27 protein-coding genes and 2 pseudogenes are annotated in these 25891 nt (G+C 68.4%); 16 read left to right on the top strand and 13 right to left on the bottom strand.

Going from position 1 to position 25891, the window contains the following annotated elements:
- From MQH10_RS23960 to MQH10_RS23940, 5 genes and pseudogenes are all read left to right on the top strand, one after another.
- Window positions 1-738, top strand: a 738-nt coding sequence (locus MQH10_RS23960) for a flagellar hook-length control protein FliK (RefSeq protein ID WP_242566502.1), incomplete at its 5' end; no start/stop codon positions are given.
- Between the two features lie 3 nt (window positions 739-741).
- Window positions 742-1488, top strand: a complete 747-nt coding sequence (locus tag MQH10_RS23955; RefSeq protein ID WP_242566501.1) for a flagellar hook assembly protein FlgD — start codon at window positions 742-744, stop codon at window positions 1486-1488.
- A 61-nt stretch (window positions 1489-1549) separates the two neighbouring features.
- Window positions 1550-2940, top strand: a pseudogene (locus MQH10_RS23950) (flagellar hook protein FlgE).
- 167 nt (window positions 2941-3107) lie between these two features.
- A complete protein-coding gene (gene sciP / locus MQH10_RS23945) occupies window positions 3108-3395 on the top strand; it encodes a CtrA inhibitor SciP (protein ID WP_242566500.1) in 288 nt (95 codons plus the stop codon).
- A 204-nt stretch (window positions 3396-3599) separates the two neighbouring features.
- Window positions 3600-3989: a DUF5367 family protein gene (locus MQH10_RS23940; protein ID WP_242566499.1), complete on the top strand. Its 390-nt coding sequence runs from the start codon at window positions 3600-3602 to the stop codon at window positions 3987-3989.
- On the opposite strand, the gene MQH10_RS23935 is transcribed toward MQH10_RS23940, so the two are convergent.
- Complete coding sequence (locus MQH10_RS23935) at window positions 3976-4362, bottom strand: RusA family crossover junction endodeoxyribonuclease (RefSeq protein ID WP_242566498.1); 387 nt, start codon at window positions 4360-4362, stop codon at window positions 3976-3978. The two genes, MQH10_RS23940 and MQH10_RS23935, sit on opposite strands and share 14 nt — an antisense overlap.
- An 84-nt stretch (window positions 4363-4446) precedes the next feature.
- Between MQH10_RS23935 and fumC the strand changes: the two genes are divergently transcribed.
- Both fumC and MQH10_RS23925 read left to right on the top strand, forming a co-directional pair.
- Window positions 4447-5838 carry a class II fumarate hydratase gene (fumC, locus tag MQH10_RS23930; RefSeq protein WP_242566497.1) on the top strand — a complete coding sequence of 464 codons (1392 nt, stop codon included), beginning with the start codon at window positions 4447-4449 and terminating at the stop codon, window positions 5836-5838.
- Window positions 5838-6263, top strand: coding sequence for a GNAT family N-acetyltransferase (locus MQH10_RS23925; protein ID WP_242566496.1), 426 nt, complete (start codon window positions 5838-5840; stop codon window positions 6261-6263). The genes fumC and MQH10_RS23925 overlap by 1 nt, the downstream gene beginning before the upstream one ends.
- Before the next feature lie 9 nt (window positions 6264-6272).
- Here the strand turns inward: MQH10_RS23925 and MQH10_RS23920 are convergent, their stop codons facing one another.
- The gene (locus MQH10_RS23920) at window positions 6273-7205 is read right to left on the bottom strand and encodes an iron-containing redox enzyme family protein (RefSeq protein ID WP_242566495.1); all 933 of its coding nucleotides are present in this window, start codon (window positions 7203-7205) and stop codon (window positions 6273-6275) included.
- A 149-nt stretch (window positions 7206-7354) separates the two neighbouring features.
- Here MQH10_RS23920 and MQH10_RS23915 point away from each other — a divergent pair, with 149 nt between their 5' ends.
- Window positions 7355-8479, top strand: a complete 1125-nt coding sequence (locus MQH10_RS23915; RefSeq protein WP_242566494.1) for an alpha/beta fold hydrolase — start codon at window positions 7355-7357, stop codon at window positions 8477-8479.
- A gap of 10 nt (window positions 8480-8489) precedes the next feature.
- Here MQH10_RS23915 and MQH10_RS23910 read toward each other — a convergent pair.
- Window positions 8490-9517 (bottom strand): annotated as a pseudogene (locus tag MQH10_RS23910) (polyprenyl synthetase family protein).
- A 114-nt stretch (window positions 9518-9631) separates the two neighbouring features.
- Here MQH10_RS23910 and MQH10_RS23905 point away from each other — a divergent pair.
- Window positions 9632-10411 (top strand): tRNA1(Val) (adenine(37)-N6)-methyltransferase, encoded by a 780-nt coding sequence (locus MQH10_RS23905; protein ID WP_242566493.1) that lies wholly within the window; start codon window positions 9632-9634, stop codon window positions 10409-10411.
- Window positions 10412-10455: 44 nt separating this feature from the next.
- Window positions 10456-11988, top strand: a complete 1533-nt coding sequence (locus MQH10_RS23900) for a M28 family peptidase (protein ID WP_242566492.1) — start codon at window positions 10456-10458, stop codon at window positions 11986-11988.
- On the opposite strand, the gene MQH10_RS23895 is transcribed toward MQH10_RS23900, so the two are convergent.
- The gene (locus MQH10_RS23895; RefSeq protein ID WP_242566491.1) at window positions 11970-12965 is read right to left on the bottom strand and encodes a TerC family protein; all 996 of its coding nucleotides are present in this window, start codon (window positions 12963-12965) and stop codon (window positions 11970-11972) included. The two genes, MQH10_RS23900 and MQH10_RS23895, sit on opposite strands and share 19 nt — an antisense overlap.
- A complete protein-coding gene (locus tag MQH10_RS23890) occupies window positions 12962-13189 on the bottom strand; it encodes a hypothetical protein (RefSeq protein WP_242566490.1) in 228 nt (75 codons plus the stop codon). The genes MQH10_RS23895 and MQH10_RS23890 overlap by 4 nt, the downstream gene beginning before the upstream one ends.
- A gap of 362 nt (window positions 13190-13551) precedes the next feature.
- On the opposite strand from MQH10_RS23890, the gene MQH10_RS23885 reads away from it, so the two are divergent.
- Window positions 13552-13734, top strand: a complete 183-nt coding sequence (locus MQH10_RS23885; protein WP_242566489.1) for a YdcH family protein — start codon at window positions 13552-13554, stop codon at window positions 13732-13734.
- Window positions 13735-13784: 50 nt separating this feature from the next.
- On the opposite strand, the gene MQH10_RS23880 is transcribed toward MQH10_RS23885, so the two are convergent.
- A complete protein-coding gene (locus MQH10_RS23880) occupies window positions 13785-14597 on the bottom strand; it encodes an acyl-CoA thioesterase (RefSeq protein ID WP_242566488.1) in 813 nt (270 codons plus the stop codon).
- A 107-nt stretch (window positions 14598-14704) separates the two neighbouring features.
- Between MQH10_RS23880 and MQH10_RS23875 the strand changes: the two genes are divergently transcribed.
- Complete coding sequence (locus MQH10_RS23875) at window positions 14705-15415, top strand: GNAT family N-acetyltransferase (RefSeq protein ID WP_242566487.1); 711 nt, start codon at window positions 14705-14707, stop codon at window positions 15413-15415.
- Window positions 15416-16445: 1030 nt separating this feature from the next.
- Here MQH10_RS23875 and MQH10_RS23870 read toward each other — a convergent pair.
- The 4 genes from MQH10_RS23870 to MQH10_RS23855 all read right to left on the bottom strand — a co-directional run bounded on the left by MQH10_RS23870 (window position 16446) and on the right by MQH10_RS23855 (window position 20572).
- Window positions 16446-16829: a hypothetical protein gene (locus MQH10_RS23870; RefSeq protein WP_242566486.1), complete on the bottom strand. Its 384-nt coding sequence runs from the start codon at window positions 16827-16829 to the stop codon at window positions 16446-16448.
- Between the two features lie 194 nt (window positions 16830-17023).
- Entirely contained in the window at window positions 17024-18355 is a 1332-nt protein-coding gene (locus MQH10_RS23865; protein WP_242566485.1) for an alpha/beta hydrolase family protein, read from the bottom strand.
- A gap of 195 nt (window positions 18356-18550) precedes the next feature.
- Window positions 18551-19666, bottom strand: coding sequence for an NAD-dependent epimerase/dehydratase family protein (locus MQH10_RS23860; RefSeq protein WP_242566484.1), 1116 nt, complete (start codon window positions 19664-19666; stop codon window positions 18551-18553).
- A 96-nt stretch (window positions 19667-19762) separates the two neighbouring features.
- Window positions 19763-20572 carry a hypothetical protein gene (locus tag MQH10_RS23855; protein ID WP_242566483.1) on the bottom strand — a complete coding sequence of 270 codons (810 nt, stop codon included), beginning with the start codon at window positions 20570-20572 and terminating at the stop codon, window positions 19763-19765.
- 427 nt (window positions 20573-20999) lie between these two features.
- On the opposite strand from MQH10_RS23855, the gene MQH10_RS23850 reads away from it, so the two are divergent.
- From MQH10_RS23850 to MQH10_RS23840, 3 genes are all read left to right on the top strand, one after another.
- Window positions 21000-22091 (top strand): helix-turn-helix transcriptional regulator, encoded by a 1092-nt coding sequence (locus MQH10_RS23850; protein ID WP_242566482.1) that lies wholly within the window; start codon window positions 21000-21002, stop codon window positions 22089-22091.
- 158 nt (window positions 22092-22249) lie between these two features.
- Window positions 22250-23119 (top strand): hypothetical protein, encoded by an 870-nt coding sequence (locus MQH10_RS23845; protein ID WP_242566481.1) that lies wholly within the window; start codon window positions 22250-22252, stop codon window positions 23117-23119.
- Window positions 23116-23361: a helix-turn-helix domain-containing protein gene (locus MQH10_RS23840; protein WP_242566480.1), complete on the top strand. Its 246-nt coding sequence runs from the start codon at window positions 23116-23118 to the stop codon at window positions 23359-23361. Before MQH10_RS23845 ends, MQH10_RS23840 begins: the two co-directional genes overlap by 4 nt.
- Before the next feature lie 55 nt (window positions 23362-23416).
- Here MQH10_RS23840 and MQH10_RS23835 read toward each other — a convergent pair whose 3' ends face one another.
- From MQH10_RS23835 to MQH10_RS23825, 3 genes are all read right to left on the bottom strand, one after another.
- On the bottom strand, window positions 23417-23764 hold the full coding sequence (locus MQH10_RS23835; RefSeq protein WP_242566479.1) for a hypothetical protein: 348 nt from the start codon (window positions 23762-23764) through the stop codon (window positions 23417-23419).
- Window positions 23765-23956: 192 nt separating this feature from the next.
- Entirely contained in the window at window positions 23957-24976 is a 1020-nt protein-coding gene (gene ilvC, locus MQH10_RS23830; RefSeq protein ID WP_242566478.1) for a ketol-acid reductoisomerase, read from the bottom strand.
- A gap of 146 nt (window positions 24977-25122) precedes the next feature.
- Window positions 25123-25317, bottom strand: coding sequence for an RcnB family protein (locus MQH10_RS23825; protein WP_242566477.1), 195 nt, complete (start codon window positions 25315-25317; stop codon window positions 25123-25125).
- 236 nt (window positions 25318-25553) lie between these two features.
- Between MQH10_RS23825 and MQH10_RS23820 the strand changes: the two genes are divergently transcribed.
- Window positions 25554-25891: hypothetical protein (locus tag MQH10_RS23820; RefSeq protein WP_242566476.1), on the top strand; the 338-nt coding region annotated here is incomplete at its 3' end.

The raw sequence follows: 25891 nt of genomic DNA, 5'->3' as shown, positions 1-25891 counted from the left end.
CCCGCAAGGACGCCGCACCCGCCAGCGCCGCCCAGGCCGCCAACCCCGCCGCCGCCGCCGGTGGCGCCCCCCACGGCGGCCTCCGCCTCCAGCGCGGCCACGGTCGCCTCGAGCCTGGCCGCCGACGGCGCGACCGTCGAAGCGGTGGATTCGGGCGCGGCGCACGAGGACGCCAAGATCGAGGCCGACGCTAAGGACGCCGCCGCACAGCCTGCCGCCGCGGCCCCGCTCGCCGCCGACCAGGCAACCGGGACCAGCAAGGCCGCCGTCCCCGTGCGCGGTTCGCCGGAGACCGTCGCCACCCTCGCCGCCCAGATCGTCAAGAAGCTGGAGGGCCGCACCACCCGCTTCGACCTGGCGCTCAGCCCGGCCGACCTGGGCCGCGTCGACGTGCGCATCGAGATCGGCGCCCAGGGCCGGCTGACCGCCTCCATGTCCTTCGAGAACCCCCAGGCCGCCGCCGAGCTGCGCGGCCGGGCCGGCGAACTGCAGAACGCCCTTGAACAGGCCGGCTTCGACATGTCCGGCGGCATGACCTTCGACTGGGCGGGTGATCCGAACCAGGGTCAGGCCAGCCAGAACCAGACCGGCCAGTCGACCTCCGACGGCGGTGGCCAGGCGCGGGGTCGCGCCTTCCAGGCCGCCCTCGACACCGCCAGCGGCAGCGCCGACGCCGCCCTCACCAGTGCTCTCGCCTATCGCGCTCGCCCGGCCTCGGGCGTGGACATCAGGATCTAGATCATGGCTGTCGACTCGACCACGGGCGTCACGACCACCGCCGCCACCGACAGCGGCGCGCTCGGCAAGGCGCGGCTCGCGACCAACTTCAACACCTTCCTCACCCTGCTCACCACGCAGCTGAAGAACCAGGATCCGCTGTCGCCGCTGGATTCGAACCAGTTCACCCAGCAGCTGACCCAGATGACCGGCGTCGAGCAGCAGATCTATTCCAACGACCTCCTGAAGCAGCTGGTGACCAACACCGGCAGCGGGATCTCCACGGCGGTCGCCCTGATCGGCAAGGAGGTCAATGCCTCCTCGGCCGACCAGGGCCTGGTCAAGGGCAAGGCCACCTGGAACTACAACCTGCCCCGCGCGGCCAGCAGCGTGCAGCTCGAGATCCTCGACGCCAGCGGCAAGGTCGTCCAGGTCGCGGCCCCGACGGACATGTCGGCCGGCGATCACAGCTACAGCTGGAACGGTAAGGACCTGTCCGGCAAGCAGCTGGGCGATGGCGGCCCCTACACCATGAAGGTGACCGCCAAGGACTCGGCCGGCGCTGACGTATCGCCCACGGTGTTCGTGAAGGGCGTGGTCACCGGCGTCGAGCAGACCAACGGCAAGACCCTGATCACGCTTGGCGGCGCTCAGATCCCCTGGGAGACCGTCACGGCGATCACCCAGGTCGACACGACCTCGACCAGCACGTCGAGCGCCACGACCAACGACAACACGACCACCACGAACACAGCCGACGCGGCCGCCTGATGGCCCGCCGGATTTCCATGACCCCTGAGACGACCTCGACAGTCAAAGAAGGCAAGCCCGCATGAGTATCAACAGCGCAATGGCCGCCGGCGTTTCCGGGCTGGTCGCCAACTCCTCCGCCCTCGCGGCGATCTCGGACAACATCGCCAACGTCAATACGACGGCCTACAAGCGCAATGCGGTCGACTTCGCCAACGTGGTGACGGCGCAGGCGGTCAAGGGCAAGTACTCGGCCGGCGGCGTGCAGGCGGTGACCCGCTCCTTCGTGTCCCAGCAGGGCCTGATCCAGAGCGCCTCCTCGCCCACCGACCTCGGCATCTCGGGCGACGGCTTCTTCGTCGTGACCGACAAGAGCAGCGGCCTGACGGCGTCGGACTCGCGCAAGTTCACCCGCTCGGGCTCGTTCAGCGTCGACGCCGACGGCTACCTGGTGAACGACGCCAAACTCTATCTGCAGGGCTGGCCGGTGAAGACCGACGGGACGGTCGACACCAGCCCGTCGGACCTGACCAAGATGCAGTCGATCAACGTCAAGAACCTGGGCTCGGCCGTCCGGGCGACCTCCAATGTCGTGATCAACGCCAACGTCGACCAGCGCGGCATCACCGGCTCGGTCGGTGACTCCACCTACAATGCCTCGGCCGCCGCCACCTCGATGGCCGGCTACGCCGACGACAACACCACCGGCGTGAAGCCCGACTTCACCATCGAGATGAACGTCATCGACTCCGTCGGCGACACCCACAAGCTGGCCATGTCCTTCCTGAAGGACTCCAGCGCGCCCAACACCTGGCACGCGGAAATGTACGCGGTCCCCAAGGGCGACGTGGTCTCGACCGGCAACGCCGGCCAGATCGCCACCGGCAAGGTGGTGTTCAACTCGGACGGCACCTTCGACCAGACCAACACCACCCTGTTCGGCGCCGCGGGCAATACGCCGTCGCTGTCCATCGACTCCTCGACGGGCGGCGTGGCGCCGGCCTGGGCGGCCAGCAAGGGCCTCAGCGCCTCGACCATCGCCCTCGACCTCTCCAAGCTCAGCCAGTACGCCTCGGTCTCCAGCGTGAAGTCGGTGAACCCCGACGGCGCCCAGGTCGGCAACGTGGTCGGCGTGGAGGTCGACGAGAGCGGCGTCGTCTCGGCGATCTTCGACAACTCGGAAATCCGCAAGATCGCCCAGATCGGTCTGGCGACCTTCCCGAACCCCGATGGTTTGAAGCCGGTCAGCGGCAACGCCTATGAGCCGACGATTCCGTCCGGGGATTTTCCGTGAAGCAGCCGAAGGTGGCCGGCGCCGGCCAGATCGCCTCCTCCACGCTGGAAGCGTCCACCGTCGACCTCTCCGCTGAGTTCACTGGCCTCATCTCGACCCAGAAAGCTTACTCAGCGTCCTCGAAGATCATCACCACCGCCGATCAGATGTTGACCGAGTTGATCAGCATTATTCGATAAATCTTGATGTTAATCGGCTTTAACTCGCCTCGACATCTTTGATTGTGTCGAATTAGTACACGGGGGAGCGAATGGTTAGACCTTTCTTTACTATTGCGATTCACCGGCTGTTATGTCCTGCCGGTTATATTCCCACTGAAGAATGATGGTGGGAAAGGCGTAAAGCCATGTTGCAACAACAGCAGACCCGGACGAACAGCCGTGGCGAACCTTACGTGATCGGCCCGACGGGCGCCCCTCTGACGATCGGCGACCTGCCGCCGCCGGACACGGGCCGCTGGGTCATCCGGCGCAAGGCGGAAGTCGTGGCCGCGGTCCGAGGCGGACTGCTCACGCTCGATGAAGCCTGTGAGCGCTATTCTCTGACCAACGAGGAATTCCTCGCCTGGCAGAAATCGATCGACCGGCACGGCCTGGCCGGCCTGCGGACCACGCGTCTGCAACAGTATCGCTGAGCCCCTAGCTCCCCCCAAGTCTAGGACGGCGACCCGCGCCCGCATCCCCCCAGATGCGGGCGCTACTGTGTCTGGACGCCGCCACGGCCGACGGCGCGCTCGCCCGTCGCGCGACCCCTCGCAAATCCCGGTTCTCCCAACAGGCGTTCCTTGGCACGCCTGTCGCACGCCTGTGCTTGCATCAGGCGAACGGAGGGGGAAACCGTGTCGAAACAGGACGGACTTTGGTTTGGGGCTGTGGGCGCGCTGGTTTGGGGCGCCGCGACCCTGTTCTACGTGGCCTTCGCCCGAGGGGTGATCGAGCAGGCCTTCTGGTTCTATGCGCTGAATGCGGTCCTAGTAGCGGCCGCCACGGCCATGTTCTTTCAGCTCACCGCGCGCCTGCGCCATCTGCCGCGGCGGAGGCGGGTGATCGCGGCCCTGATCTATGCGGCCCCGGGCATACTGGGCGCCTGCGCCCTGGCGGTGAACTTCGCGCACCTGCTGCCGGCCCTGCCGCCGCAGAGCGTCGGCCGCTACGCGACCCTGGTCATCGTCGCCTACGCCCTGCTGATCGCCCAGGCCCTGGAAAAGCCCGCGCCTAAGCGGGCCTGATCCGCCAGTCCTCGCCCTCGGTCAGCCGGGTCACCACGATCGTCATCCGCTCGCGCTCGCCGGCGCGGCGCTCGACCAGCAGGCGCGCCACCTGGGCGTCGTCGTGAAAGGCGTAGCCCTTGATGGCGTCCAGCAGGGCCTTGGCCAGGTTGTCGAGATCCATCCAGGGCGGATCGCCGACATATTCCATCGCGATCTCGACGGCGTACTCGCCCCAGGCCGGCCGCGCGCCGCGCCAGGCCTTGCGGAAGAACTCATAGATCAGCGGCTTGTAATAGCGCGCCTGGGTCGTCACCCCGTCGACGACGATCTCGATCCCCGCCGGGATCGACCGCGCCCGCACCTTGCCGTGCTGTGTCCAAGCTTCGTCCATGCGCGTCCATAAGGCCTCTCGTTCTTGCAGTCTCGTCTCGGATCGCTAAACCGACCGGGCGAACTGGCTGGAGGCTTTAGAGACATGACCGCGACCCGCACAGAAACCGACACCTTCGGCCCCATCGAGGTCGCCTCCGACGTCTATTGGGGCGCCCAGTCCCAGCGCAGCCTCGGCAATTTCAAGATCGGCTGGGAGAAGCAGCCCAAGCCGGTGATCCGGGCCCTGGGCATCGTCAAGCGCGCGGCCGCGGAAGCCAATATGGAGCTCGGCCGCCTCGACCCCGAGATCGCCAAGTACATCATCGCCGCGGCCCAGGAGGTCATCGACGGCAAGCTCGACGACCATTTCCCCCTGGTCGTCTGGCAGACCGGGTCCGGCACCCAGTCCAACATGAACGCCAATGAGGTGATCTCGAACCGCGCCATCGAGATGATGGGCGGGGTGATGGGCTCCAAGAAGCCGGTCCACCCCAACGACCACGTCAATATGAGCCAGTCGTCCAACGACACCTATCCGACGGCCATGCACATCGCCTGCGCCGAACAGGTGGCCCACGACGTGATCCCGGGCCTGGAGCACCTGCACAAGGCGTTGGCCGCCAAGCGCGACGCCTTCGCCCACATCATCAAGATCGGCCGCACCCACACCCAGGACGCCACGCCCCTGACCCTGGGCCAGGAATTCTCCGGCTACGCCCAGCAGGTCGAGAACGGCATCAAGCGCGTCCGCGACAGCCTGACCGGCGTGCTGGAGCTCGCCCAGGGCGGCACGGCCGTCGGCACCGGCCTGAACGCCCCCATCGGCTTCGCCGAGAAGGTGGCCGAGAAGATCGCCGCCATCACCGGCCTGCCCTTCGTGACCGCCCCCAACAAGTTCGAGGCTCTGGCCGCCCACGACGCCATGGTGTTCAGCCACGGGGCGCTCAACACCGTCGCCGGCTCGCTGTTCAAGATCGCCAACGACATCCGCTTCCTGGGAAGCGGCCCGCGCTCGGGCCTGGGCGAACTCAGCCTGCCGGAAAACGAGCCGGGCTCGTCGATCATGCCCGGCAAGGTCAATCCGACCCAGTGCGAGGCCCTGACCATGGTCTGCGCCCAGGTGTTCGGCAACAACGCCACCATGACCTTCGCGGGCGCCAGCGGCCACTTCGAGCTGAACGTCTTCAATCCGGTGATGGCCTACAACTTCCTGCAGTCCTGCCGCCTGATCGCCGACGCGGCGGTCTCCTTCACCGACAACTGCGTGGTCGGCATCGAGGCCCGCGAGGACAACATCAAGGCCGCGCTCGAGCGCTCCCTGATGCTGGTCACCGCGCTCAACACCAAGCTCGGCTATGACAACTGCGCCAAGATCGCCAAGGCGGCCCACAAGAACGGGACCACCCTGCGCGAAGAGGCGGTCGGCGGCGGCTACCTGACGAACGAGGAGTTCGACCAGTATGTCCGTCCGGAGAACATGATCAGCCCGGGCTGATGATCCAGCCGGTCCGCATCGAGGACGGACTTCCCGACGGCTTCGAGGCCCTGCGCCTGGAAGCCGACCAGGAGGGTCACAACAACATGAGAAGGCTCGCCGCCGAACGCTCGGCCGGCGAGCCTTTTTTCATCGCCCTGCTGGCCGCCTATGCGGGCGGCGAGCTTGCGGGTGTCGGCGGGCTGACCGCGGAACCGGCCCCGGCGGCCGAACCCGCCCTGCGGATGCGCCGGCTCTATGTCCGCCCGGCCTCGCGCCGCGAAGGGGTCGGTCGCACCCTGGCCAGCGCCCTGATCCAGGAAGCCTTCGATCAGGCGACGCTGGTCACCGTCCACGCCGGCGACGAGAAGGCGGCGCGGTTCTGGGAAGCCCAGGGATTCCTGCCCGTCGTTGATCGGCCCTGGTCGCACGAACTCCGGCGCTAGGGGCCGTCTTCACTCGGCCGCATAGACCAGCGGATGGGCGTGGGCCCAGAGGTGGGCGCGATAGGTCTCGAAGCACTGCTCTCCGCAGATCAGCCGCATGATCGCGCCCTCGGCGATGTGCCGGGCGCAGTCGGGCCGTTCGCGGACCAGGGGCGCGATGGCCTCGGCGTTCCAGGCCTTGGAGTGCTCGATGTCCAGCTGGGCGTGCAGGGCGAAATACTTCCGCGTCTCGATCGGCGCGCCGACCCGCTTCAGGCCGGCCTCGACACACACCACCCGGGTCGGCGCCGTCAGCTCCACGGCGCCCAGGGCGCCGACCGACTGGTAGACGTAGCGTCGGGTGGTGGCGAATGCGGTCATGGTGTTGGCCAGGGCCAGCGACTGCCACAGCGTGTGGTCGATGGCCGGGGTGAGGCCCAGGGTCCGGGTCGCGACGTCCAACATCGGCCCGTGCATGCCGGCCGCGTTCCCGCGCCCCATCTCGTCCCAGTAGTTGCGCGCCAGCTCCAGCTTGGGCTGCGCCGGCAGCTTGACCTGGGTCAGGGCCACCAGGTCGTCGAACCCGGCCTCCCCCGCCGCCTCCTGGGTCAGGAACCACTTGAGGTCCTCGATGCCCGCGGTCGTCTCCAGCCAGCTGAACAGCGGATCCCACTGCCCCGGGCCGCTGTCCTTCAGGGCGTCGAACCAGGCGAGAAAGGCCTCGGGCTCGCTCGGAACGCCCGCGACCAGGGGCGCGATCTCGGCGCGGAACGCCTCGATGAAGGCGCCCTCCACCCGCAGCATGCGGGCGTCCTCGGTGATCTTGCCCTCCCAGTCGGGCCCCGGCAGGGCCGGCTCAAGCCGGCGATGGTTCCAGTGGGCGAGCCCCCGGTGGAGGGCTTCGGCGTCCGGGAACTGGGGACTGAAGGCGCCCAGCCGGGACAATCTTAGACCACCGAACATCACGCACCTCACCTTGTCTGGCTGGGTGGAGCGTCCGAGCGGGCGGAGGGTTCCTAGGGCGACGGTTCACGTTTCGGCCGCCACCTTGCCGCGAATTAAGCTGCCTTCGCGCTTCCGACCGCCTAGGCAAAGGACCGAAGGGAGCCCCCATGATCCGCCTCGCAACCGTCCTGATCGCCCTGGGCCTGGCCTCGAACGCCCTGGCCCAGACCGCACCGCCCGCCCCCGCCGCCGCGCCGACCGACATCTATGCGCCCGGCCGCGCCATCGTCGCGGACATCAACCGGATCGTGACGCCCAAGGGCGTCCAGGAGACCCTGGAGGTCGATCTGGGCGGGGCCAAGCAGGTGATCAATGTTCGCGGCGCCGACCGCGACAACCCGATCCTGGTCTTCGTCCACGGCGGCCCGGCCTCGGTCGAAATGCCCATCGCCTGGAGCTTCCAGCGGCCCTGGGAGGACTTCTTCACCGTGGTCCAGTGGGACCAGCGCGGCGCGGGACGCTCCTATTTGCTCAACGATCCCAAGGCTCTGGCCCCGACCCTGAAGCTCGACCGCTATCGCGACGACGCCATCGAGCTCATCGAGTACCTGCGCAAGCGCTATGGCCAGCGGAAGGTGTTCCTGATGGGCCACAGCTGGGGCTCTGTGGTCGGACTGTCCGTCGCTGCCAAGCGGCCGGACCTGCTCTACGCCTATATCGGCATGGGCCAGGTGATTGACTTCCGCGAGAACGAGCGGCTCGGCCTCGACTGGACGATCGACCAGGCCCGCCGGGACGGCAATGCGACGGCCGTCGGCGAGCTGGAGGCGATCCGGCCCTATCCCGGCCCCGGCGCCCTCGACCTCGCCAAGACCATGATCCAGCGGAAGTGGAACGTGCACTACGGGGCCCTGGCGGCCGGTCGGCCGGACGGGGACTTCTATTTCCACGCCGGTCGGCTCTCGCCGGAATATACGACCGCCGACCGCAAGGCCTGGGACGACGGCAGCGAATTCACCATGGCCCAGCTTTGGCCCCAGCTGGCCGACATCTCCCTGAAGGACCTCGACCGCGTCGACACGCCCGTGATCCTGTTCATGGGTCGACACGACTACACGACGCCCGCGCCCATCGCCGACGCCTGGCTCGGCCGGCTCCATGCGCCGAAGAAGCAGATGGTCTGGTTCGAGAACTCGGCGCACCTGCCGATGATCGAGGAGCCCGGCCATGCCCTGGCCGCGCTCCTGACCTACGCCCTGCCGCTCGCCGATCCGCCCAGCGCCAAGCCCTAAGGCCCGCCGCCTACATCTTCCGCTGGACGGCGAAGTCGGCCAGGTCTTCCATGGCGGGGCGCCAGCTGTTGGAGGCGGCGAAGTCGCCGAGCGCGGCCTTGGCGTCGTCGGCGTAGTGGGCGGCCAGCTCCAGGGTCGCGGCCTCGGCGCCGGTCTCCACGATCAGCCGACGCGCGCGTTCGAAGTCGCCGTCCTCCTGCTCGCGCCGCGCCACCGCGCGGTCCCAGAAGGCCTTTTCGGCCGGGCCGGTGCGGGCGATGGCCAGCAGCAGCGGCAGGGTCGCCTTGCCCTCCCGGAAGTCGTCGCCGGAATTCTTGCCGAGCGTCCCGGCGTCGCCGGAATAGTCCAGCGCGTCATCGACCAGCTGGAAAGCCAGGCCCAGGTTCTGGCCGAACCGGCGCAGGTTGCGGCACTGCTCGGGGCTCGCGCCCGCCGCCACCGCCCCGGCCTCCGCCGCCGCCGCGAACAGCTCGGCGGTCTTGGCCCGGATGATCTCCAGATAGGTGTCCTGCGGCAGATTGAGGTCGTGGCTGCGGGTCAGCTGCAGCACCTCGCCCTCGGCGATCACGCGGGATGCGCGCGCCAGGATCTCAAGCGCCTGCATGGAGCCGGCCTCGACCATCAGCTCGAACGAGCGGGCGAACAGGAAGTCGCCCACCAGCACGCTGGCCGGCGCGCCCCAGATCAGGTGCGCGGCGACCTTGCCGCGGCGCAGCTCCGAGGAATCGACCACGTCGTCGTGCAGTAGGGTCGCGGTGTGGATGAACTCGACCGAGGCGGCGAGCTTCAGGCAGGCGTCGTCCCGCGCGCCGGCCAGCCGCGCCGCGGCGATGGTCAGCAGCGGGCGCAGGCGTTTGGCGGAGCCGCCGATCAGATGCTCGGCGAGCGCGGGGATCACCGCCACCGGGCTTTGCATGCGGTCGCGGATCAGGGCGTCGACGCGGCCATGTCCGGGCGCGCAAGCTCAAGGAGCCTATCCACCGAAGCAGGCTTGGCGACGACCGCGGCGCTGGCTGCGTCCACGAAATCTCCAGTCATGGGCATGGGACCTGGGGGAGTCCCGTTTGCGAAAGGACAATGGGAACGCGATAAGGCACGGTCAAGGCGAGCACAAGCAGCGCGCCGCCCCCTATCGGGTTCCAGACCGTTTCCATGGCCGACATTCCGCCCGTTTCCGCCCTGTCCGACCCGTCTCCCGAAACGACGGAAGATTGGCTGCTGGACGGCGCGATCCTACTGCGCCAGTCCGCCCGGGGCTATCGCGCCGGGCTCGACGCGGCCCTGTTGGCGGCCGCCTGTGACGCCGGCGCCGCTGCCCGGGTGCTGGAGGCCGGCTGCGGCCCGGGCGCCGCCCTGCTGGCGGCGGCGGTGCGGCGCGTGGACGCAGTCTTCGCCGGCGTCGAACGTGATCCAGCCGCCATCACCCTGGCCCGCGCCAATGTCGCCGCCAACGGCCTGTCGGCCCGCGTCGAGATCGTGGAGGCCGACATCGGCCAGCCCTTCTCCCGCCTGGGACTGAAGCCCTTCGACGCGGTGATGGCCAATCCGCCCTTCTTCGACGATCCCGGCGCCCTGCGTGCGCCGCATCCGGCCAAGACCGAGGCCTGGATGGCCGAGGGCGGCCTGGCCGCCTGGATCGGCTTCATGGTCAAGGCGGTGCGGGAGGGCGGGACGATCACCCTCATCCATCGCGCCGACCGCCTGGGCGACATCCTGGCCCTGCTGGCGGCGAAATGCGGCTCGCTGCAGATCCGGCCGATCCACCCCCGCGCCGACGCCCCCGCCAAGCGGGTCCTGGTCCGCGCCATCAAGACCGGCAAGGCGCCTTTGCGCATTCTGCCCGCCCTGGTGCTGCATCCTGCCGAAGGCGCCAAGCACACGCCCGAAACCGAGGCGATCCTGCGGGGGCGGGCGGCCCTGCCCTGGGCATAGGCCCGCAATCGGCTAAGGTTTCCGGCGTCTCGACCGGAGTTCCCATGCGTATCGCCCTCGTCCTCGCCGCCAGCTTCCTCGCCAGTTCCGCCCTCGCCGCGCCGCATCCGCGCGACGCCGAGATCAAGGACCCCGACACCAAGGCCTGGTGGCAAATGACCGAGGCCCTGTCCGGCGACGACATGGAGGGCCGCGACGTCGCCTCCCCGGCCTATGACCGCGCCGCCCGCCTGGTCGCCGACCGCTTCGCCAAGGCCGGACTGAAACCCGCCGGCGAGCACGGGACCTGGTTCCAGGAGGTCCCGCTGCAAGAGGTCGCGGTCACGGAGGCCAGCTTCACCCTGGTCCGTCCCGACGGCGCCCAGGCGCCGCTCAGCTTCCTGCACCAGATCTCCATCCGCCCGACCGAGGACAGCCCGGCCGGCCTGGAGGCCCCGCTGGCCTTCCGCGGTTATTGCGCCCCGGCGGACCTCACCGACATCGCCGGCAAGATCGCCGTCTGCTTCAACACCAAGCGCAAGGGCCTGACGACGGCGGCCCAGCGCATCGCCGCCGCCCAGGCGGCCGGCGCCGCCGGGATCATCCAGGTCGACGATCCGGGCTTCACCATCGAGCCTTATCGCTGGCCGGCGGCTTACGCCCGCACCATCACCTTCGCCGACGCCAAGCCCGCGACCGGCATCCCGGCCATGACCCTGAGCCCCGACGGCTTCGAGGCCATGATCGCCGGGTCCGGCCAGTCGGCCGCCGCGATCCTCAAGGCCGGCGGCGACAAGCAGCCCCTTGCCGCCTTCGACATACCCTCGCGGCTGAAGCTCAGCCTCAGCCTCGCCCGACGCGACTACACCTCCAAGAACGTGCTGGGCGTCCTGCCGGGAACCGACCCGGCCCTGGCCCGCGAGCACCTGGTGCTCAGCGCCCACCTCGACGGCTACGGCTTCGGCGAGCCGGTGGGGGGCGACAAGCTCTATAACGGCGCCCTGGACGACGCGGCCTATGTCGCCCTGCTGGTCCGCCTGGCTGAGCGCCAGAAGGGGCACGGCTACAAGCGCGGCGTGGTGTTCGCCGCCTTCACCGGCGAGGAGAAGGGCCTGCTGGGCGCCAACTGGTACGTGAAGCATCCGACGGTTCCGAAGGGCAGTTTGGTCGCCGACATCAATCTCGACCAGCTGCGGCCCCTCTTCCCGCTCAAGATCCTCACGGCGCTCGCCGTCGACGACACCAGCCTGGGCGCCACCGCCCGCCAGGTGGCGGCGACCATGGACATCCAGATCCGCCCGGACCTGGAGCCGGAACGCGGCCTCTTGAGCCGCGCCGACCACCGGCCGTTCATGGACATCGGCGTCCCGGCCATCGGCTTCATCTTCGGCTTCGATCCGGGGACCGAGGCGGAAGCCCGGTACCGGGAATGGTACCGGGTCCGCTATCACCGGCCGCAGGACGACCTGACCCAGCCGATGGACTTCGACGCCGCGACCAAGTTCAACAGCTTCTTCTACAAGCTGACCGCCGCGGTCGCGAACGCCGAAGCCCGGCCGAGCTGGACGCCGGCCAGCCCCTACGCCCCCAAACCCTGAGGCCGGGGCGCGCGGCCCGTCTTCCACACCGACCACAGGATCCCGGTCGTCAGGATCGCGAAGGTCACCCCCAGGGACACGGCGGGCGGGACCTTCTCGATCCCCAGCAGGGGGGCGGCGAACACCTTGGCGCCGATGAAGATCAGCAGCACCGCCAGCGCCGGCTTCAGATAGGCGAAGCGGTGCAGCACGGCCGCCAGGGCGAAATAGAGCGCCCTGAGCCCCAGTATGGCGAAGATGTTCGAGGTGTAGACGATGAAGGGCTCGGTCGAGATCGCGAAGATCGCCGGCACCGAGTCGACCGCGAACAGCACATCGGCGAACTCGACCATCACCAGGGCCAGGAACAGGGGGGTCGCCAGCCGCCGCATCCGGCCGTCCGGCCCCGCCTCCCGCACGAAGAACCGCTCGCCGCGTAGGCCGTCGGTCATGGGGACGACCCGCCGCAGCAGGCGGAACATCCGGCCCTGGGCGGGGTCGTGGGTCTCGCCCCGGCTGGCCAGCATCTTGGCCCCGGTCAGCACCAGGAAGCCCGCGAACAGATAGAGCACCCACTCGAACCGGGTGACCAGCACCGCGCCGGCGCCGATCATCACGCCCCTCAGGACCAGCACGCCCAGCACGCCCCAGAACAGCACCCGGTGCTGCAGCCGCTGCGGAATGGCGAAGGCCGAGAAGATCAGGGCGATCACGAAGACATTGTCGATGGCCAGGCTCTTCTCGACCACGAAGCCGGTCAGATATTCCAGGCCGGAGGTCTCCCCCATCCGCCACCAGACGAAGCCGCCGAAGGCGAGCCCCAGGGCGATGTAGAGCGCCGAATTGACGAGGCTTTCGGCCACGCCGATCTCGCGGCTGCGTCGATGCAGCACACCAAGGTCCAGGGCCAGCAGGCCGGCGACCAGGGCCATGAAGCTCGCCCACATCCAGGCCGGCGCGCCCAGGACCTCGCCCAGGGCAAGTTCCTGCAGGCTCATCGCTCCAGCTCCCGGTCGTCATTGACGCCCGGGGGCGGCAAGGCCACGGACGCGCAGGACTGCTGCATCTCGGCCGCCCACAGGGCGTCGGTCAGCCACTCGCGGCGCACCTTGAGATCGCGGATGCGGCGGGCGTCCGGCCGCTCCTGCGCCCGTTCCGCGGCGAGCGCGCAGCTGATGCGGCGTAACTCGGCCCGCAGCCGATTGGTGAAATTGGGATGCACGTCACCCTCCTCTGTTGGAGGGGTGCGCTCGTCGCCGGCAGGGCATGGCTGGGGACTGGAACCGCCTGAGCCAGCATCGAGCGCACCCGATGCGGTCCGACATCGCGATCACCTTGATCGCCAGAGGGGCCCGGCCCGCGAGCTTTGACATTGGGGCCCCGGTCCTAGGGCTCAAGAGGGACCGCTCAGAGAATTTTCGTCATCGACGGTCTTGCGTCGCCCGAACGGCTCGCCAATCTCTTGAGGGCGGGCCGGGCCCCTCTGGCGATCAAGGTGATCGTGATGTCGGACCGCATGATCAGGGCGCCCGGACGCGGACCAACCGCACCATCGAACGGTCGCCCTCGAACAGGAGGAGCACGATGGACCATATCGTCATCTACAACCTTCGCCGGAAGCACCGGGCGCTGGACGACGAGATCCGGCGCGAGACCCGCGGGCTCGCCCCCGACAGTCTCCGTCTTCAGACCCTGAAGCGTCGCAAGATGGCGCTTAGGGATCAGATCGCCGTGCGGGAAGCGGGCCTCGCCCCCGCTCGCTTCTAGATCGGCGGGGCGGGCGGTGCGTCCCCGCCGCCCGCCTTTTCCGCTCCGTCCTAGGCCTTGAACCAGGTCACCTGGTGGCTGACCGCCAACAGAGTCCCGTCGTCGCTCCACAGCGCGGCGGACTGGTCGGCGAAGCCGTTGCGGAAGGCGTGGGCGTCGGCGATCCCAAGCAGGGGCCGCGCCCCCTGCGCCGCCAGCGTCGCCTCATCGGCCAGGAAATAGGTCGTCAGCGACACGGTGGCGACCGGCGCCATATAGCCCCGCACCAGCAGGATGCGGACCAGGAAGGTGTCGGCGAGCGCCGACAGCGACACATAGTCCAAGGGCCGCTCAGGCAGGTCCCGCACCCAGACCTTGGTGTCGGCCGGGGCCAGCTCGCCGGGCGGGGCCAGGTCGAACACGGTGCGCCCGTTCATCACCCGGAATTCGTAGCGATCGAACCAGGGCATGCGGCCGGCCGTCGGGATCGCCTCGACCTCGCCGGGCGGCGGGACCTCCGGCGGCCTGGCCGGCGCATGGGCCCAGGTGTCGCGCTCGGCCCCGGTCACAAAGCTCGCCGTGGTAACCACCGCCTCGCCCTGGCGCATCTCGGCGTTCCAGTGCTGGGTCGAGCGGCCGTCGCGGACCAGGGTCACCGCAATCTCGAATTCGCCCTCGGCGACGGCGGCGCAGAAGTTCACCGTCTGGGCCACCGGCCGTCCGCGCCGCTCCGGATGGGCCAGCACCGCGCGCATCATCAGGGCCGCCGTCGCCCCGCCGAACGGCCCCGCCATGTTCCAATAGGCCGGGTGGGTCGCCCCCCGGAATCGGCCCTCGCCGAGCGGCTCCAGGGTCGTGGCGAGGTCGAGGGGATGGGAATTCATGGACGCTCCGAAACAGTCAGGCCTGCATCATCGGGGCGCCTCGCCGCGCTGTCGATCATCCTGCGGCGACCTTGGCCGCGGGCGAGGCGCGCGCTAGGTTTCGCGACATGTCCGATCCCCTGGCCCGCCCGGTCTGGTCCGCCCTCACCGGGCGCCAGGCGCCCCTCGCCGTCGCGCAAGGCGCCGCCCTGCGCTATGACCCGGCCATCGGCCTGTTCGCGGCGATCCCCAATGTGTCGGAGGCCAGCCTGGCGGACCTCGGCGCCCTGGTCGCCGCCCACGGCGAGGTCGCCCTGGTCGAACCCGCCGCCCCGCCGCCGGTCCCCGGAACCCGCGTGGTCTCCGAAGCCCTGTGCTGGCAGATGGTCGCCGAGGGCGAGATCGCCGTCCCCGAGGTCGAGTTCGAGATCCTGGCGCTCACGCCGGCCGACGCCCCGGAGATGCTGGCCCTGGCGACGCTGACCAAGCCCGGCCCCTTCTATGAGCGCACCCACGGGCTCTCGCCCTTCATCGGGGTGAAGATCGAGGGCCGCCTGGTCGCCATGGCCGGCGAGCGCATGAAGCCCGAGGGCCACGCCGAACTCAGCGGCGTCTGCACCCATCCCGACCACCGCGGCCACGGCTACGCCGCCGCCCTCATGCGCCGCATCGCCACCCGGGTCCGCGCCCGTGGCGAGACGCCGATCCTGCACGTCTACGCGAGCAACACCGGCGCGATCGCGCTCTACGAGACGCTTGGGTTCGCCTTCCGCCGCGAGTTGGTGATGACCACGCTGGCGCGCGCCGAGGCCGATCGAATAGCCGGGCGTGGTGACTAGAAACCACGATGAGAAGGACCACGGACATCCTAACCCCGAGGCCCCGAAAACGCCGACCTGTTTCGACACGGCCGGTTTGACGTCAACATGGACGAGGGGGCTTGGGGGGGCGGCGGGTTATTCAGTTGATTGATTTTATTGATATATATACTTCTCGATGGGTGAGTTAAGTCGCGAAGTCACAGGATCTACGCCCCGGCTTTCGCCGAGAGGAGCGGAGAGACGGGCAGCGCTCGCACCTTCACCCAGGCAAATGGGGAAGATTGACCCTGCCACCGAATTCTAGGGGGAGACGAGATTTTGCACAGCTGGCATGAGAACGAGCTGAGACGCGAGCTTCGTCCCTACCTGGAAAATGGGCAGTTGGAGTTCATCGGCCCATCTCAACCCATATTTGATAGAATTATGGCGAGATTTCCATTGAACGGATCTCGAATTGATTGGAGCCTGTTGCATGACCGAGCGACCGTTTTTGAAGGTCGAATTGAATGCACGGCACATTCATTTGCAAATTTCTTCGATCGCACGGCAAATATTCAAAATCTCACAGGGAGCGCATTCTACGTAGGTGACGCGCTGACAGATTCAGCAATATCTGGACCAATATCCGCATTTAAGAATTCGAAATCTATTATTTTTCAATACCCACAGCATCATTATTTTGTCTCGGACAAATTTGATTGGATTATGTTCTTCTCCTTCGAGGGGGAAATGCAATTTGGAAGAATCTAATCTAGCTTTTTCGTCGGAGGAATAACCTGCTGGAGCTCTGACTGAGGTAAGCGCACCCATCCGCTCATCCCGGCGAATGCCGGGACCCAGATGGAATGGCTCCAATGCGTGCTCCAGGTCCGCCGAGGACTTCCAATCAACCCTCCAGCCATAGGATCTGGGTCCCGGCATTCGCCGGGATGAGCGGAATAGGGGCCACAACAGGTGTGAATCCCCCCGCCCCTGAGGCCGCGTGGGATTGACGGGGCGTTCGGAATGCGCCTCGCTTCCGGCCCCTCGATCCGGCGCCGCCGCTCAATCAGTTCCGCCCCTTCAGCTGGGCGCTCGCTTGCGCGTTCAACCCCTCGAACTGCTGCACGACGGCGTCGCAGGTCGCTTTGGTCGCCTCGCATAGCACCCGGGTCTTGATCACCACGGCGCCCGCCTCCTGCACCACCTGGCGCCGGACGACCGTCGGATAGGATGGATCGCCCTGGGGGGCGAAGGACCAGATGGTCTTGGCGGCTACGTCCGTGGCGATCGTCCAGCCATTCTGATTGGAGATCTCGATCCCGGGTTTGGTGCTGAGATCCACATAGGCCATCGCCACCGAGTGGTAGCCGATGTCGGAGTCGGGTTGTTCGGGAAGTGGCGCGGCGACCGCTTCGCAGCTGACCGACATCGCGCCTGCGAAGATCGCCATGACCACCGCCGTCGAACGCGCAATGAACCGGGAGGCGGCGAAGGGCTTCATCCAGCCAAGCTAGGCCACGCGCTTAGGTCGTACAATCCGATATCACCCAGCCCCGCGCCGACCATGCCGCTCAAACAGGCGGGGGTGGAAAATAGAAACCACGATGAGAAGGACCACGGGCATCCTAACCCCGAGGCCTAGCGCTAGCGAACCGCCGGTGCAGAGGCGGGCGCCCGGGTGATGGCGGCCTGGCCATAGGCCGCCGCCAGGGTCCCGGTCCTGGCGAAATCCCGCATCATGGCGAAGTATCCTGGCGCGAACCGGGTCGAGACCCGCTCGCCCCGGCTGTCGATCTCGTACTCGGTCATGCCGTGCTCGGCCCCCGGAAACATGGCCAGGGTGAAGGGTCGGCCCGCGGCGATCAGTCCGGCGATGCGCTGGCTGGTCTCGGCGCTGGGGGCTTCCAGGTCGTCTGAGCCCAGGATCCAGAGCTCCGGCGTCCGCACCGCACTCAATGTCGGCATCGGGTCATATCGCCAGGGCGTGCCCCAGTTCAGCACCTTGCCCAGGTCGCGCAGCTCCGCCTCGTTACGGGGCAGCAGCATATGGGTGAAATTGCCGTGGACGTCCTTGTACCAGGGCTGATCGCGATACTTGGCGCGCACGGCGTCGAAGGCCGCGAAGCCGGAGGTGAACCCGCTCTCCGCCACCGCCTCCGCCGCCTGCCCCACCTCCAGGGCCTTGGCGATCTCCTCGGGACCATGCCCCTTGAGTTTCATTTCCAGGGCGATTTCCTGCTGGTCCTCGTCGATCACCGACACCGCCAGTCCGAAACTGACGATGGCGAAGTCGGCCGGCGCGCGGAGGGTGGCCAGGGGCACGACCCAGCCGCCCTGGCTTCCGCCCTGGCAGCCGACCCTGCCCGCCCGGCCGCCCGCCAGCCGCCTCGCCTCACCCATCGCCGCCGCGGCGTCATCCGCCAGCAGCTGGAAATCCTGGCTGTACTTGCCGCCGGATTGCCCCGTCCCGCGCTTGTCATAGACGAACACGCCAACGCCCTCCGCCGGCAGCAGGCGTTGAAGCGCATACATGTCGCGGGCGGAGCTGAACTCGGCGCCGTGGACCAGCACCACGATCGGGACGCGCCCCTTGCCCTTGGGCAACACCAGCCGCCCGGCCAGACTGACGCCTTTGCCGGAGAAGGTGGTCTCGGTGACGTCGAAGGCGATCCGGCGCCCCGGCCGGCCGTCAAACAGGATGTCGCCCGCAGCGCAGCGGGACAGGTCGACGATCTTGCCATCGGGCCTGTCGGTCCAGCCGAACAGGCTGGTCCAATGACCGTCAGCCGCCTGGTGAAGGCCGCCGCTCGCGCCGTCAAAACGCCGCCAACGGAGATCGGCGCCATCGGTCGCCCCGATATCGATCACCTCGCCGTCGGGCAGACGATAGGCGCCGACCGCGCAGGGCGTTGCGCCCCAGGCGGGCAGTGAGATGAAGGCCGCCGCCATGGCGACGAGGATCGCAGGAACACGCATGCCCCGACGCTCGGTTGGCTGACCGGGGGTGGCAAATGAATAAGTGGTAAGGCGATCACCCGGGCGCAGACGGGCGCCGACATCCTCGTTGGGATGCTCGGCCGACCGGCCTGGCTTTCCCGCATGAAGTCGCGGACGAGGCGGCTCGACTAGATGGCTTCCCGCCCGCGCCTAGGTGGCGCCATTCGACATCGCCTAACCCCGCGCCTTCCAGGCCGCCAGCACCTGGGCCTCCCGCTCCGGAGACAGCCCGTTGCGCGGCTTGGCCTGGCGTTCGGGCGGCAGGCTGCGGAACCAGGCCAGGGTGTCGGCGGCGGTGGTTGGCAGGGGGCGGAAGGTCAGGCCGGCGGCGAGCGCCCGGCCGATGTCGCGCTTGGCGAAGCCCGCGGTCTCGCCCTGCCCTGGCACCCAGACCGGCAGGTCGGTCCAGCCGGAGACGTTCTGGGCGTCGAGGAAGTCGGCAGCGACCCAAGTGAGCTTCGGATCGGCCTTCACGCCCTTGGCCACCCCGGCCAGCATCTGGGCGACGGTCAGGGGCCGCGCCGGCCCCGTGGCGTTGAATACGCCCCGGTTCTTCTGTTCCGCGACGCGGATGATCCATTCGGCCAGGTCGCGGGCGTCGATGAACTGCACCGGGTCCTTGCCGTCGCCGGGCGCCAGCACCTCGCCGCCGCGGGCCAGCCGCACGGGCCAGTAGGTGAAGCGGTCGGTCTCGTCCCCCGGCCCGGCGATCAGCCCAGGCCGCACCACGGTGACGTCTGAGCCGAACCACCGCGCCGCCTCGGCCTCGCTCAGCGCCTTCAGCGGCCCGTAGAGCTGGCCCATATGAGCCTTCAGGGTCTCGGCCGTCTCGGCCATGGGATCGGCGCCCTTGTAGACCGCCAGCGCGGCGGTCTCGTCCGCCGGCCTGTCGTCGGCGGCATAGACCGAGATGGTCGAGACGAAGACATATTGGCCGACCTTGCCCTTCAGCACGCGGCCGGCGTCGCGCACCCAGAACGGCAGGGTGGTGGGATTGTCGATGCAGACGTCCCAGCTCCGGCCCTCCAGGGCCTTCAGGTCGCCGGTGTTGCGGTCGCCGATCAGCTCCTCGACCTCGCCCGGCCAGTCCTTGGGCTGCTTGCCGCGGTTGAACAGGGTCACCTGGTGACCGCGCGACAGCGCATAGCGCACCTGGTGCGGTCCGATGAAGCCGGTGCCGCCCAGGATCAGGATCTTCAGCCTGCGCGGCGGCGGCGCGGCCAGGGCCGGCGCGCCGGCGAGGGCCAGGGCGGCGGAAAGCTGGACGATGTCGCGACGGGTCTTGGGCATGGGCGGGACCTCCGGCGTGCATGGAGGCCCAGCCGAGCGCCCGTGTAAAGGCGGGCGCCGGCGTGAGGGCAGGCCCGTCCCCTGCGTCTCTAGGCGCTAGCCCACATAGACCGTGGTCACCTGGCCGCCCGCCGTGTCGGTCCCGAGGCCGCCGCTGTTGGGCTGATCGACCAGGCTGCCGTTGAGGGCGGTGTTGCTCTGGTCGTCTCCGTTGGACGAGGTCGACGGCAAGGCGACGATGTTTCCCGTCGCCGACTGGATGGCGGTGTCAACGGAGGCCATCGCCGTTGTGACCGCGGCGCCGCCAATCCCCGATTGCGCCAGTTGCGAACTCGCCGAGGAGAACGCCGCCTTGACCGAGGCCGCCGGCAAGTTGGCCATGTTGATCGTCTTGGCGATGTCGGCGGCGATCGCCTTGTCAGACGCCGCCTGGCCGCCGCCACGGACCGCATCCTGGACCGCGTCCACGATGGCGTCTTGCAGCTTCTCCTGTTGGACCGCCTGGAACGCGGTGACGAAGTTCGCCGCCACCAGGGTGCTGCCGGGCGTCAGGACGTCGTACTGGGCGGCCACCATACCGAGCGCTGCGCTGACCAATTCCGGGTCGTCATCGGCGGAGTTCATCGTCGCCTGCTGCACGGCGGCGAGGATCGCCGCCTTGTAGTCCGCGACCGTCGCATCGCTGCCGAGATTGTACTTGGGCGAGCCATCCTCGTTCCGCTGCAGCGAGATGTCGTCGATGGCCTGCTTGATCTTGCTCGCAAGCTCGACGGCGTAGCCGGGGGTGTCCTTGGACGCGGCGAATGCGCCGTAGGCGGCGGTCGCCGTGGCGCTGACCAGGCCCAGGGCGCTGATCGCGGCAAGGGCCCTGAACAGGACGCCAAGGGCTGAGGCTTTGATCTTCATGTGGAAACTCCCGGGGCCTTCGCCGCCCCTTCGAAGCGATGCGAGATTTGGGTGCGCGACACCGTGCGCGCGCCGGGGGCAGAGCGTCACGGAAGCCGCAGGGCCTGGACCGGGAGCGCTAGTTGGCGCCTCCCCCTATCCGCCCCCGTCCAGTCTTAAGCTACTGGCGCATGGGTCGACTTCCCTCAACCGGGGGATGTCGCGGACTAAGCTTTAGGCGGTGGCGGCCTTGCGCGGGCGGTCGGGACCACCAAGCGCTGACGTCGGCGTCGCAAGCCTATAAGGATAACGGCGATATCAATCAGAAACCCCCTCCCCCAAACGGGGGAAGCCTGGCTTGGCGGGCGCCCCTAGAACAGGCGCTCAAGGCCGACCTCGGCGGTTGGGGGCGCCTGAGTGACGACCATTCTGGACCGGGGGTTCACCAGTGCGGTTGGAGTTGGATGGCATCTATGGCGCCATCGGGGACGATGAGGCTTTCGGGAAACTGTCCAACCGCATCGCCGAGGCGGTCGGCACACGCTCCGCCATTTTTGTCGAACTCAACGCCGCCGGCACGGCGGACTACATGCAGCTCTGCTACTGGAGCGACGAGTTCACCGCCTATTACGCCGAGCATTTCGCCCATATCGATCCCTGGACCCAGCTGGCGATCGACGTCGGCCACTTCGGCCGCGCCGCAGCCCTTGACGCCGTCATGAGCCCGCAGGACTTCGCACGGACGGCGATGCGCAACGACTGCTTCCGCCGGTTTGGCGACGACACGGGCCGATGCCTGGGCGTCATGCCGGCCCTGGGGCGGCCCGGACTGATGGTCGCCACGCACAAGGCCGAACGGGACATCGCGTTCGGGGCCGAGGAGGAGGCGCGGCTCGATGAGGTCTACGGCCATCTGAAGCGCACCATCCATCTGCACAGGATGTTTGAGCGTGAGCGTGAGAAGGTCGGCAGGCTGCAGGACCTGGCCGACCAGTCGGAGCAGGGGCTGGTGCGCGTCGACCGGGACCTTCGGGTCCTCAGCGTTTCGGCCAGCGCCAAGGCGATCCTGGACCAGCGGGACGGCCTGACGCTCCATCAAAACCGCATCGTCGCCGCGCCAGCCCTCGAAGGCGCTCTGCGCGGGGCCGTCGCCGGTGTGATCGACAAGGCGGCGGAGGTGCGCACCGGCTTTCTATGTCATCGCCCCTCAGGCTTGCGCCCCTATCGGATCGCCGTGCTGCCCGCCGGTTTCGCGAGCGAGGCCGGCGCCATCCTCAAGATCCATGATCCGGAAATGACGCCGCCGCCCGGGGCGACCGCCGCGCTGCAGAGCGCCTATGGCCTCTCGGCCATGGAAGCCGCCCTGGCCGAGGGGCTGGTCGCCGAGCAGTCCCTCGAGGAGATCGCGGCCGCCCGCGCGGTGGGGCGCGAGACGATCAAGACGCAGCTGAAGTCGCTGTTCATCAAGACCGGCGTCAACCGGCAATCCAGTCTGGTGAAGCTGCTGGCCACCTTCCCGCGCCCCTGGCGCGAGGGCTGAAATCGGCCTCCGCGGCGGGCGCCCTGTCCGCGCCAGGCGCCAAGCCGTGATGCAGGTTGAAGGCGGAAGGGCGCACCGCGAATGTGAAGGCGACAACTTTTGGCGGCGACCTATTGGATAAGAGGCGGGTGGGATGAACAGGCATGAGGACCCAGACCATGCGCCTTGATGACGAGGGCCTGGCGGACATCGTCAAGTCCTTCTCCCTCGCCGCCGTGGACCCGGCCCACTGGATCACCGCGATGGCCCAGCTGCAGGACGCCGTGGGCGCGGTCGGCGTCGCGCTTGAACTGACCGACCTGGAGACCGGTGCCGCCAGCATGGAGAACACCGTCCAGTTGGACGACGACCAGCTCCGGCGCTACGAGGAGCGCATCTTCCATATCAATCCGCGCGTGCGCCGGGCCCTTTCGCTGCGCCTGGGCGCGATCGCCGACGACCACACGCTGATCGACCACGCCAGTCCGTCCAGCCGCGAGTTTCTCGAGTGGCTGAAGACGACGCCCTACTACTATCTGATCGGCGCGAAGGTGCTGAACGACGATGGAAAGGTCGGATTTCTGACCGCGAATTTCTCCAGACGCCACGGCATGGCGACGGCCGAACATCACGCGGTGTTCGGTGCGCTCACGCCGCACCTGGTCAATGTGATCGCGGCGTCCCGCGCGGTCTCCACGGCGTCGCTCAAGGGCGAACTCATCACCACCCAGGCCCTGAATTCCGACCGCGCCTTCGCCCTCATCGACGCCAGCGGCCGCCTGATCGAGTGCTCGGCGGGTTTCGAAGCCCTGCTGCAGCGCCAGACCATGCTGAGGCTTCGGCGGCGAAGGCTGACCGCCTCCCGCCCGGGCGACCGCGCCGGGGTCGATCGGTTCCTGGCGGGCGCCTGGGCCCAGGCCGCCACAGCGAACCCCCGTCACCTCTTCGGCTCCTGGGGCCCGACAGCCGCTGGGGGCTTCTGCTGCGCGCGGTTCCGCTCGCGCCCAACCGCGACGTGTTCGATGTCTTCCGTCCCGCGGCTCTGTTGACGCTCGCCGATCTGGACCAGCCGCATCGCGTTCGCCGCAGCGAGCTGATCGCCCTCTTTGGACTGACGGATCGCGAGGCGGACGTCGCCGCCTTGCTGGGCGAGGGCGCCAGTCTTGACGACGCCGCGCGCCGACTGGAGATCAGCGAACACACCGTCCGCCAGCACCTGAAAGCGGTGTTCGGCAAGGTGGGGGTGTCGCGCCAGGCCGAATTGGTGCGGATCATCTCGCGACTGGCCTGAGGACCGACGCACCCGCGCCCGGCGGCGCGCCGGTCCCGTGATCACCCTGTCCCGATCAGCATTCCCCGCCGCCGCCAGCGGAGAGCTGCCGGCAATTCTGCTTGGCGACGTTCAGGCTGTTGACCAGGTCCCGGCGCATTTGAGCCTGTTGCGACTCGCTGAGGTTTTCCGTCGCGAAGGCGCAATCCTCATCGATCGCGGCGATGTTGGCCTCAAGCTTGTTGATCACTTCGACCATGGCCTCCAGAGCGCCCTGGGCGCTCGAAGGCGTCCGGAGGATCTGCTGATACCGTCCGCAACTGCCCTGGGCCGCGGCGGAGCCGCCCGAGACCGTCAAACCCACCACCACCGACCAGATCGCGGCTTTGCGCACGAGGCCCGAGAGCCCTTGGGTGTTCGCCATAATTTCAATGCCTCATGAAGGCCGCCCCCCAACTGGGCCGGCACGTTCAAAAGCATCGGGCGGAGCATCTTGCGGGTCTTCCCCCGTTCCGGGGAGGCGCCGTGTTTCTTGCCGCCGCCCGCCGCGCCTCCGCCCAAACGAAAAGGCCCGGACTTGCGTCCGGGCCTTGGCGTGTCTGGGCTGGCCTTTCGGTCAGTTCCGGGTCTGGTCGACCAGCTTGTTCTTGGTGATCCAGGGCATCATGGCGCGCAGGCGGGCGCCGACATCCTCGATGGGATGTTCGGCGGCGCGACGGCGGGTGGCCTTGAAGCTCGGCTGACCGGCCTGGTTCTCCAGCATGAAGTCGCGGACGAAACGGCCCGACTGGATGTCTTCCAGCACGCGCTTCATCTCGGCCTTGGTGTCCGGCGTCACGATGCGCGGGCCGGTCACGTACTCGCCGTACTCCGCGGTGTTGGAGATCGAGTAGTTCATGTTGGCGATGCCGCCTTCATAGATCAGGTCGACGATCAGCTTCACCTCGTGGAGGCATTCGAAATAGGCCATTTCCGGGGCGTAGCCCGCCTCGGTCAGGGTTTCGAAGCCGGCGCGGATCAGCTCCACCAGGCCGCCGCACAGAACGGCCTGTTCGCCGAACAGGTCGGTCTCGCACTCTTCGCGGAAGGTGGTCTCGATCACGCCCGAGCGGCCGCCGCCGATGGCCGAGGCATAGGCCAGGCCGAAGTCCAGCGCATTGCCGGTCGGGTTCTGATGGATGGCGATCAGGCAGGGCACGCCGCCGCCCTTCTGGTACTCGCCGCGCACGGTGTGGCCGGGACCCTTGGGCGCGACCATCAGCACGTCGATGGTGTCCTTGGGCTCGATCAGGTTGAAGTGCACGTTCAGGCCGTGGGCGAACAGCAGGGCGGCGCCGTCCTTGATGTTCGGCGCGATCTCGTTGGCGTAGATGCCGCGTTGCAGTTCGTCGGGCGCCAGCACCATCAGGGCGTCGGCCCAGGCGGCGGCCTCCGCCACGGTCATGACGGTCAGGCCGTCGGCTTCCACCTTCTTGGCGGTGGCCGAGCCGGGACGCAGCGCCACGACCACGTTCTTGACGCCGGAATCCTTCAGGTTGAGCGCATGGGCGCGGCCCTGGGAGCCGTAGCCTACGATGGCGATCTTCTTGTCCAGGATCCGGGCGAGGTCGGCGTCGCGATCATAGTAGACGCGCATGATTGTTCTCCTGAGGACAAGGGTCGCTGGGACGCCACGCAACGGCGCCGCAGCAAAGGCCGGGCTATGGAGAGGAAAATTGCGCGCAGGTCAAGGCGGCGCGGCGTCTTACGAGCCCATTGGCCCAAACGCCGCGCCCCTTATCGTCACCAGAAGACGTCGTAGACCACCTCGACCACCCGTCCGGACCACATGTCGACCAACAGGGCGTCGTCGCCGACCCGGACCCAGTCATAGCCGGCGGGCGGGATGGGCAGGCCATAGTCCCACCAGTTGTTCAGCCGGTAGTCGGGCGTCCACCAGCCGCGCGGCAGGATGTCGCCGAAGCCCCAGCTGCGCATGTAGAAGCCGGACGGCGGGCGATAGTCCCAGCCGCGATAGCGCTGCGGGCTGTTGTAGCGGGGCGGATAGCGGTGGCGGTCATAGGTGGGCCGGCCGCCCTGGGGGCCCCGCGATTCCAGTCGCGATCGCCGCCATTATAGCCGCCGCCATAGCCGCCGTTGGTCCAGCGGTTGTCGCGGTCGCCGCCATTGTTCCCGCGGTTGTCGCGACCGTCATTGCCGCGATTGTGGTCGTCGTGGCCAGACTGAGGATTCCAGCGGTTGTCGCCCTGGCCGCCACGGTTCCAGCCGCCGGGTCCGCCCGGCTGGCCGTTCGGCTGGCCATTGGGCTGGGCGCCGGGCTGACCGCCGGCCGGCGGGGTCCAGGTCCGCCCGCCGCCGTTCTGGCCGCCGCCGCGATCCCCGCCGTTCTGGGGCTGACCGCCCGGCTGGCCGAAGTTCTGACCCCCGCCCTGGCCGCCGCCACGGTTCCAGCCGCCGCCGCCGCGGTCGCCATTGCGATCGCCGTTGGGTTGGCCGCGTCCGCCGTTCCAGCCGCCGGGCTGGGCCTGGGGCGCCTGGGGCGCGGGGGCCG

This window comes from Phenylobacterium aquaticum (genome assembly GCF_022695515.1).
GTDB lineage: Bacteria > Pseudomonadota > Alphaproteobacteria > Caulobacterales > Caulobacteraceae > Phenylobacterium > Phenylobacterium aquaticum.
This window is presented reverse-complemented; position numbering and strand designations above follow the sequence as displayed.

Excerpts from the sequence above, each read along its gene's own strand:
- MQH10_RS23905 (WP_242566493.1), top strand. The coding sequence starts at position 9,632 with ATGGCCGACATTCCGCCCGTTTCCGCCCTGTCCGACCCGTCTCCCGAA.
- MQH10_RS23855 (WP_242566483.1), bottom strand. The coding sequence starts at position 20,572 with ATGAAGATCAAAGCCTCAGCCCTTGGCGTCCTGTTCAGGGCCCTTGCC.
- ilvC (WP_242566478.1), bottom strand. The coding sequence starts at position 24,976 with ATGCGCGTCTACTATGATCGCGACGCCGACCTCGCCCGGATCCTGGAC.
- MQH10_RS23825 (WP_242566477.1), bottom strand. The coding sequence starts at position 25,317 with ATGCGCAGCTGGGGCTTCGGCGACATCCTGCCGCGCGGCTGGTGGACG.
- sciP (WP_242566500.1), top strand. The coding sequence starts at position 3,108 with ATGTTGCAACAACAGCAGACCCGGACGAACAGCCGTGGCGAACCTTAC.
- MQH10_RS23915 (WP_242566494.1), top strand. The coding sequence starts at position 7,355 with ATGATCCGCCTCGCAACCGTCCTGATCGCCCTGGGCCTGGCCTCGAAC.
- MQH10_RS23885 (WP_242566489.1), top strand. The coding sequence starts at position 13,552 with ATGGACCATATCGTCATCTACAACCTTCGCCGGAAGCACCGGGCGCTG.
- MQH10_RS23955 (WP_242566501.1), top strand. The coding sequence starts at position 742 with ATGGCTGTCGACTCGACCACGGGCGTCACGACCACCGCCGCCACCGAC.
- MQH10_RS23925 (WP_242566496.1), top strand. The coding sequence starts at position 5,838 with ATGATCCAGCCGGTCCGCATCGAGGACGGACTTCCCGACGGCTTCGAG.
- MQH10_RS23860 (WP_242566484.1), bottom strand. The coding sequence starts at position 19,666 with ATGCCCAAGACCCGTCGCGACATCGTCCAGCTTTCCGCCGCCCTGGCC.
- MQH10_RS23895 (WP_242566491.1), bottom strand. The coding sequence starts at position 12,965 with ATGAGCCTGCAGGAACTTGCCCTGGGCGAGGTCCTGGGCGCGCCGGCC.
- MQH10_RS23845 (WP_242566481.1), top strand. The coding sequence starts at position 22,250 with ATGCGCCTTGATGACGAGGGCCTGGCGGACATCGTCAAGTCCTTCTCC.
- MQH10_RS23880 (WP_242566488.1), bottom strand. The coding sequence starts at position 14,597 with ATGAATTCCCATCCCCTCGACCTCGCCACGACCCTGGAGCCGCTCGGC.
- MQH10_RS23875 (WP_242566487.1), top strand. The coding sequence starts at position 14,705 with ATGTCCGATCCCCTGGCCCGCCCGGTCTGGTCCGCCCTCACCGGGCGC.
- MQH10_RS23865 (WP_242566485.1), bottom strand. The coding sequence starts at position 18,355 with ATGCGTGTTCCTGCGATCCTCGTCGCCATGGCGGCGGCCTTCATCTCA.
- MQH10_RS23920 (WP_242566495.1), bottom strand. The coding sequence starts at position 7,205 with ATGTTCGGTGGTCTAAGATTGTCCCGGCTGGGCGCCTTCAGTCCCCAG.
- MQH10_RS23835 (WP_242566479.1), bottom strand. The coding sequence starts at position 23,764 with ATGGCGAACACCCAAGGGCTCTCGGGCCTCGTGCGCAAAGCCGCGATC.
- fumC (WP_242566497.1), top strand. The coding sequence starts at position 4,447 with ATGACCGCGACCCGCACAGAAACCGACACCTTCGGCCCCATCGAGGTC.
- MQH10_RS23935 (WP_242566498.1), bottom strand. The coding sequence starts at position 4,362 with ATGGACGAAGCTTGGACACAGCACGGCAAGGTGCGGGCGCGGTCGATC.
- MQH10_RS23870 (WP_242566486.1), bottom strand. The coding sequence starts at position 16,829 with ATGGCGATCTTCGCAGGCGCGATGTCGGTCAGCTGCGAAGCGGTCGCC.
- MQH10_RS23900 (WP_242566492.1), top strand. The coding sequence starts at position 10,456 with ATGCGTATCGCCCTCGTCCTCGCCGCCAGCTTCCTCGCCAGTTCCGCC.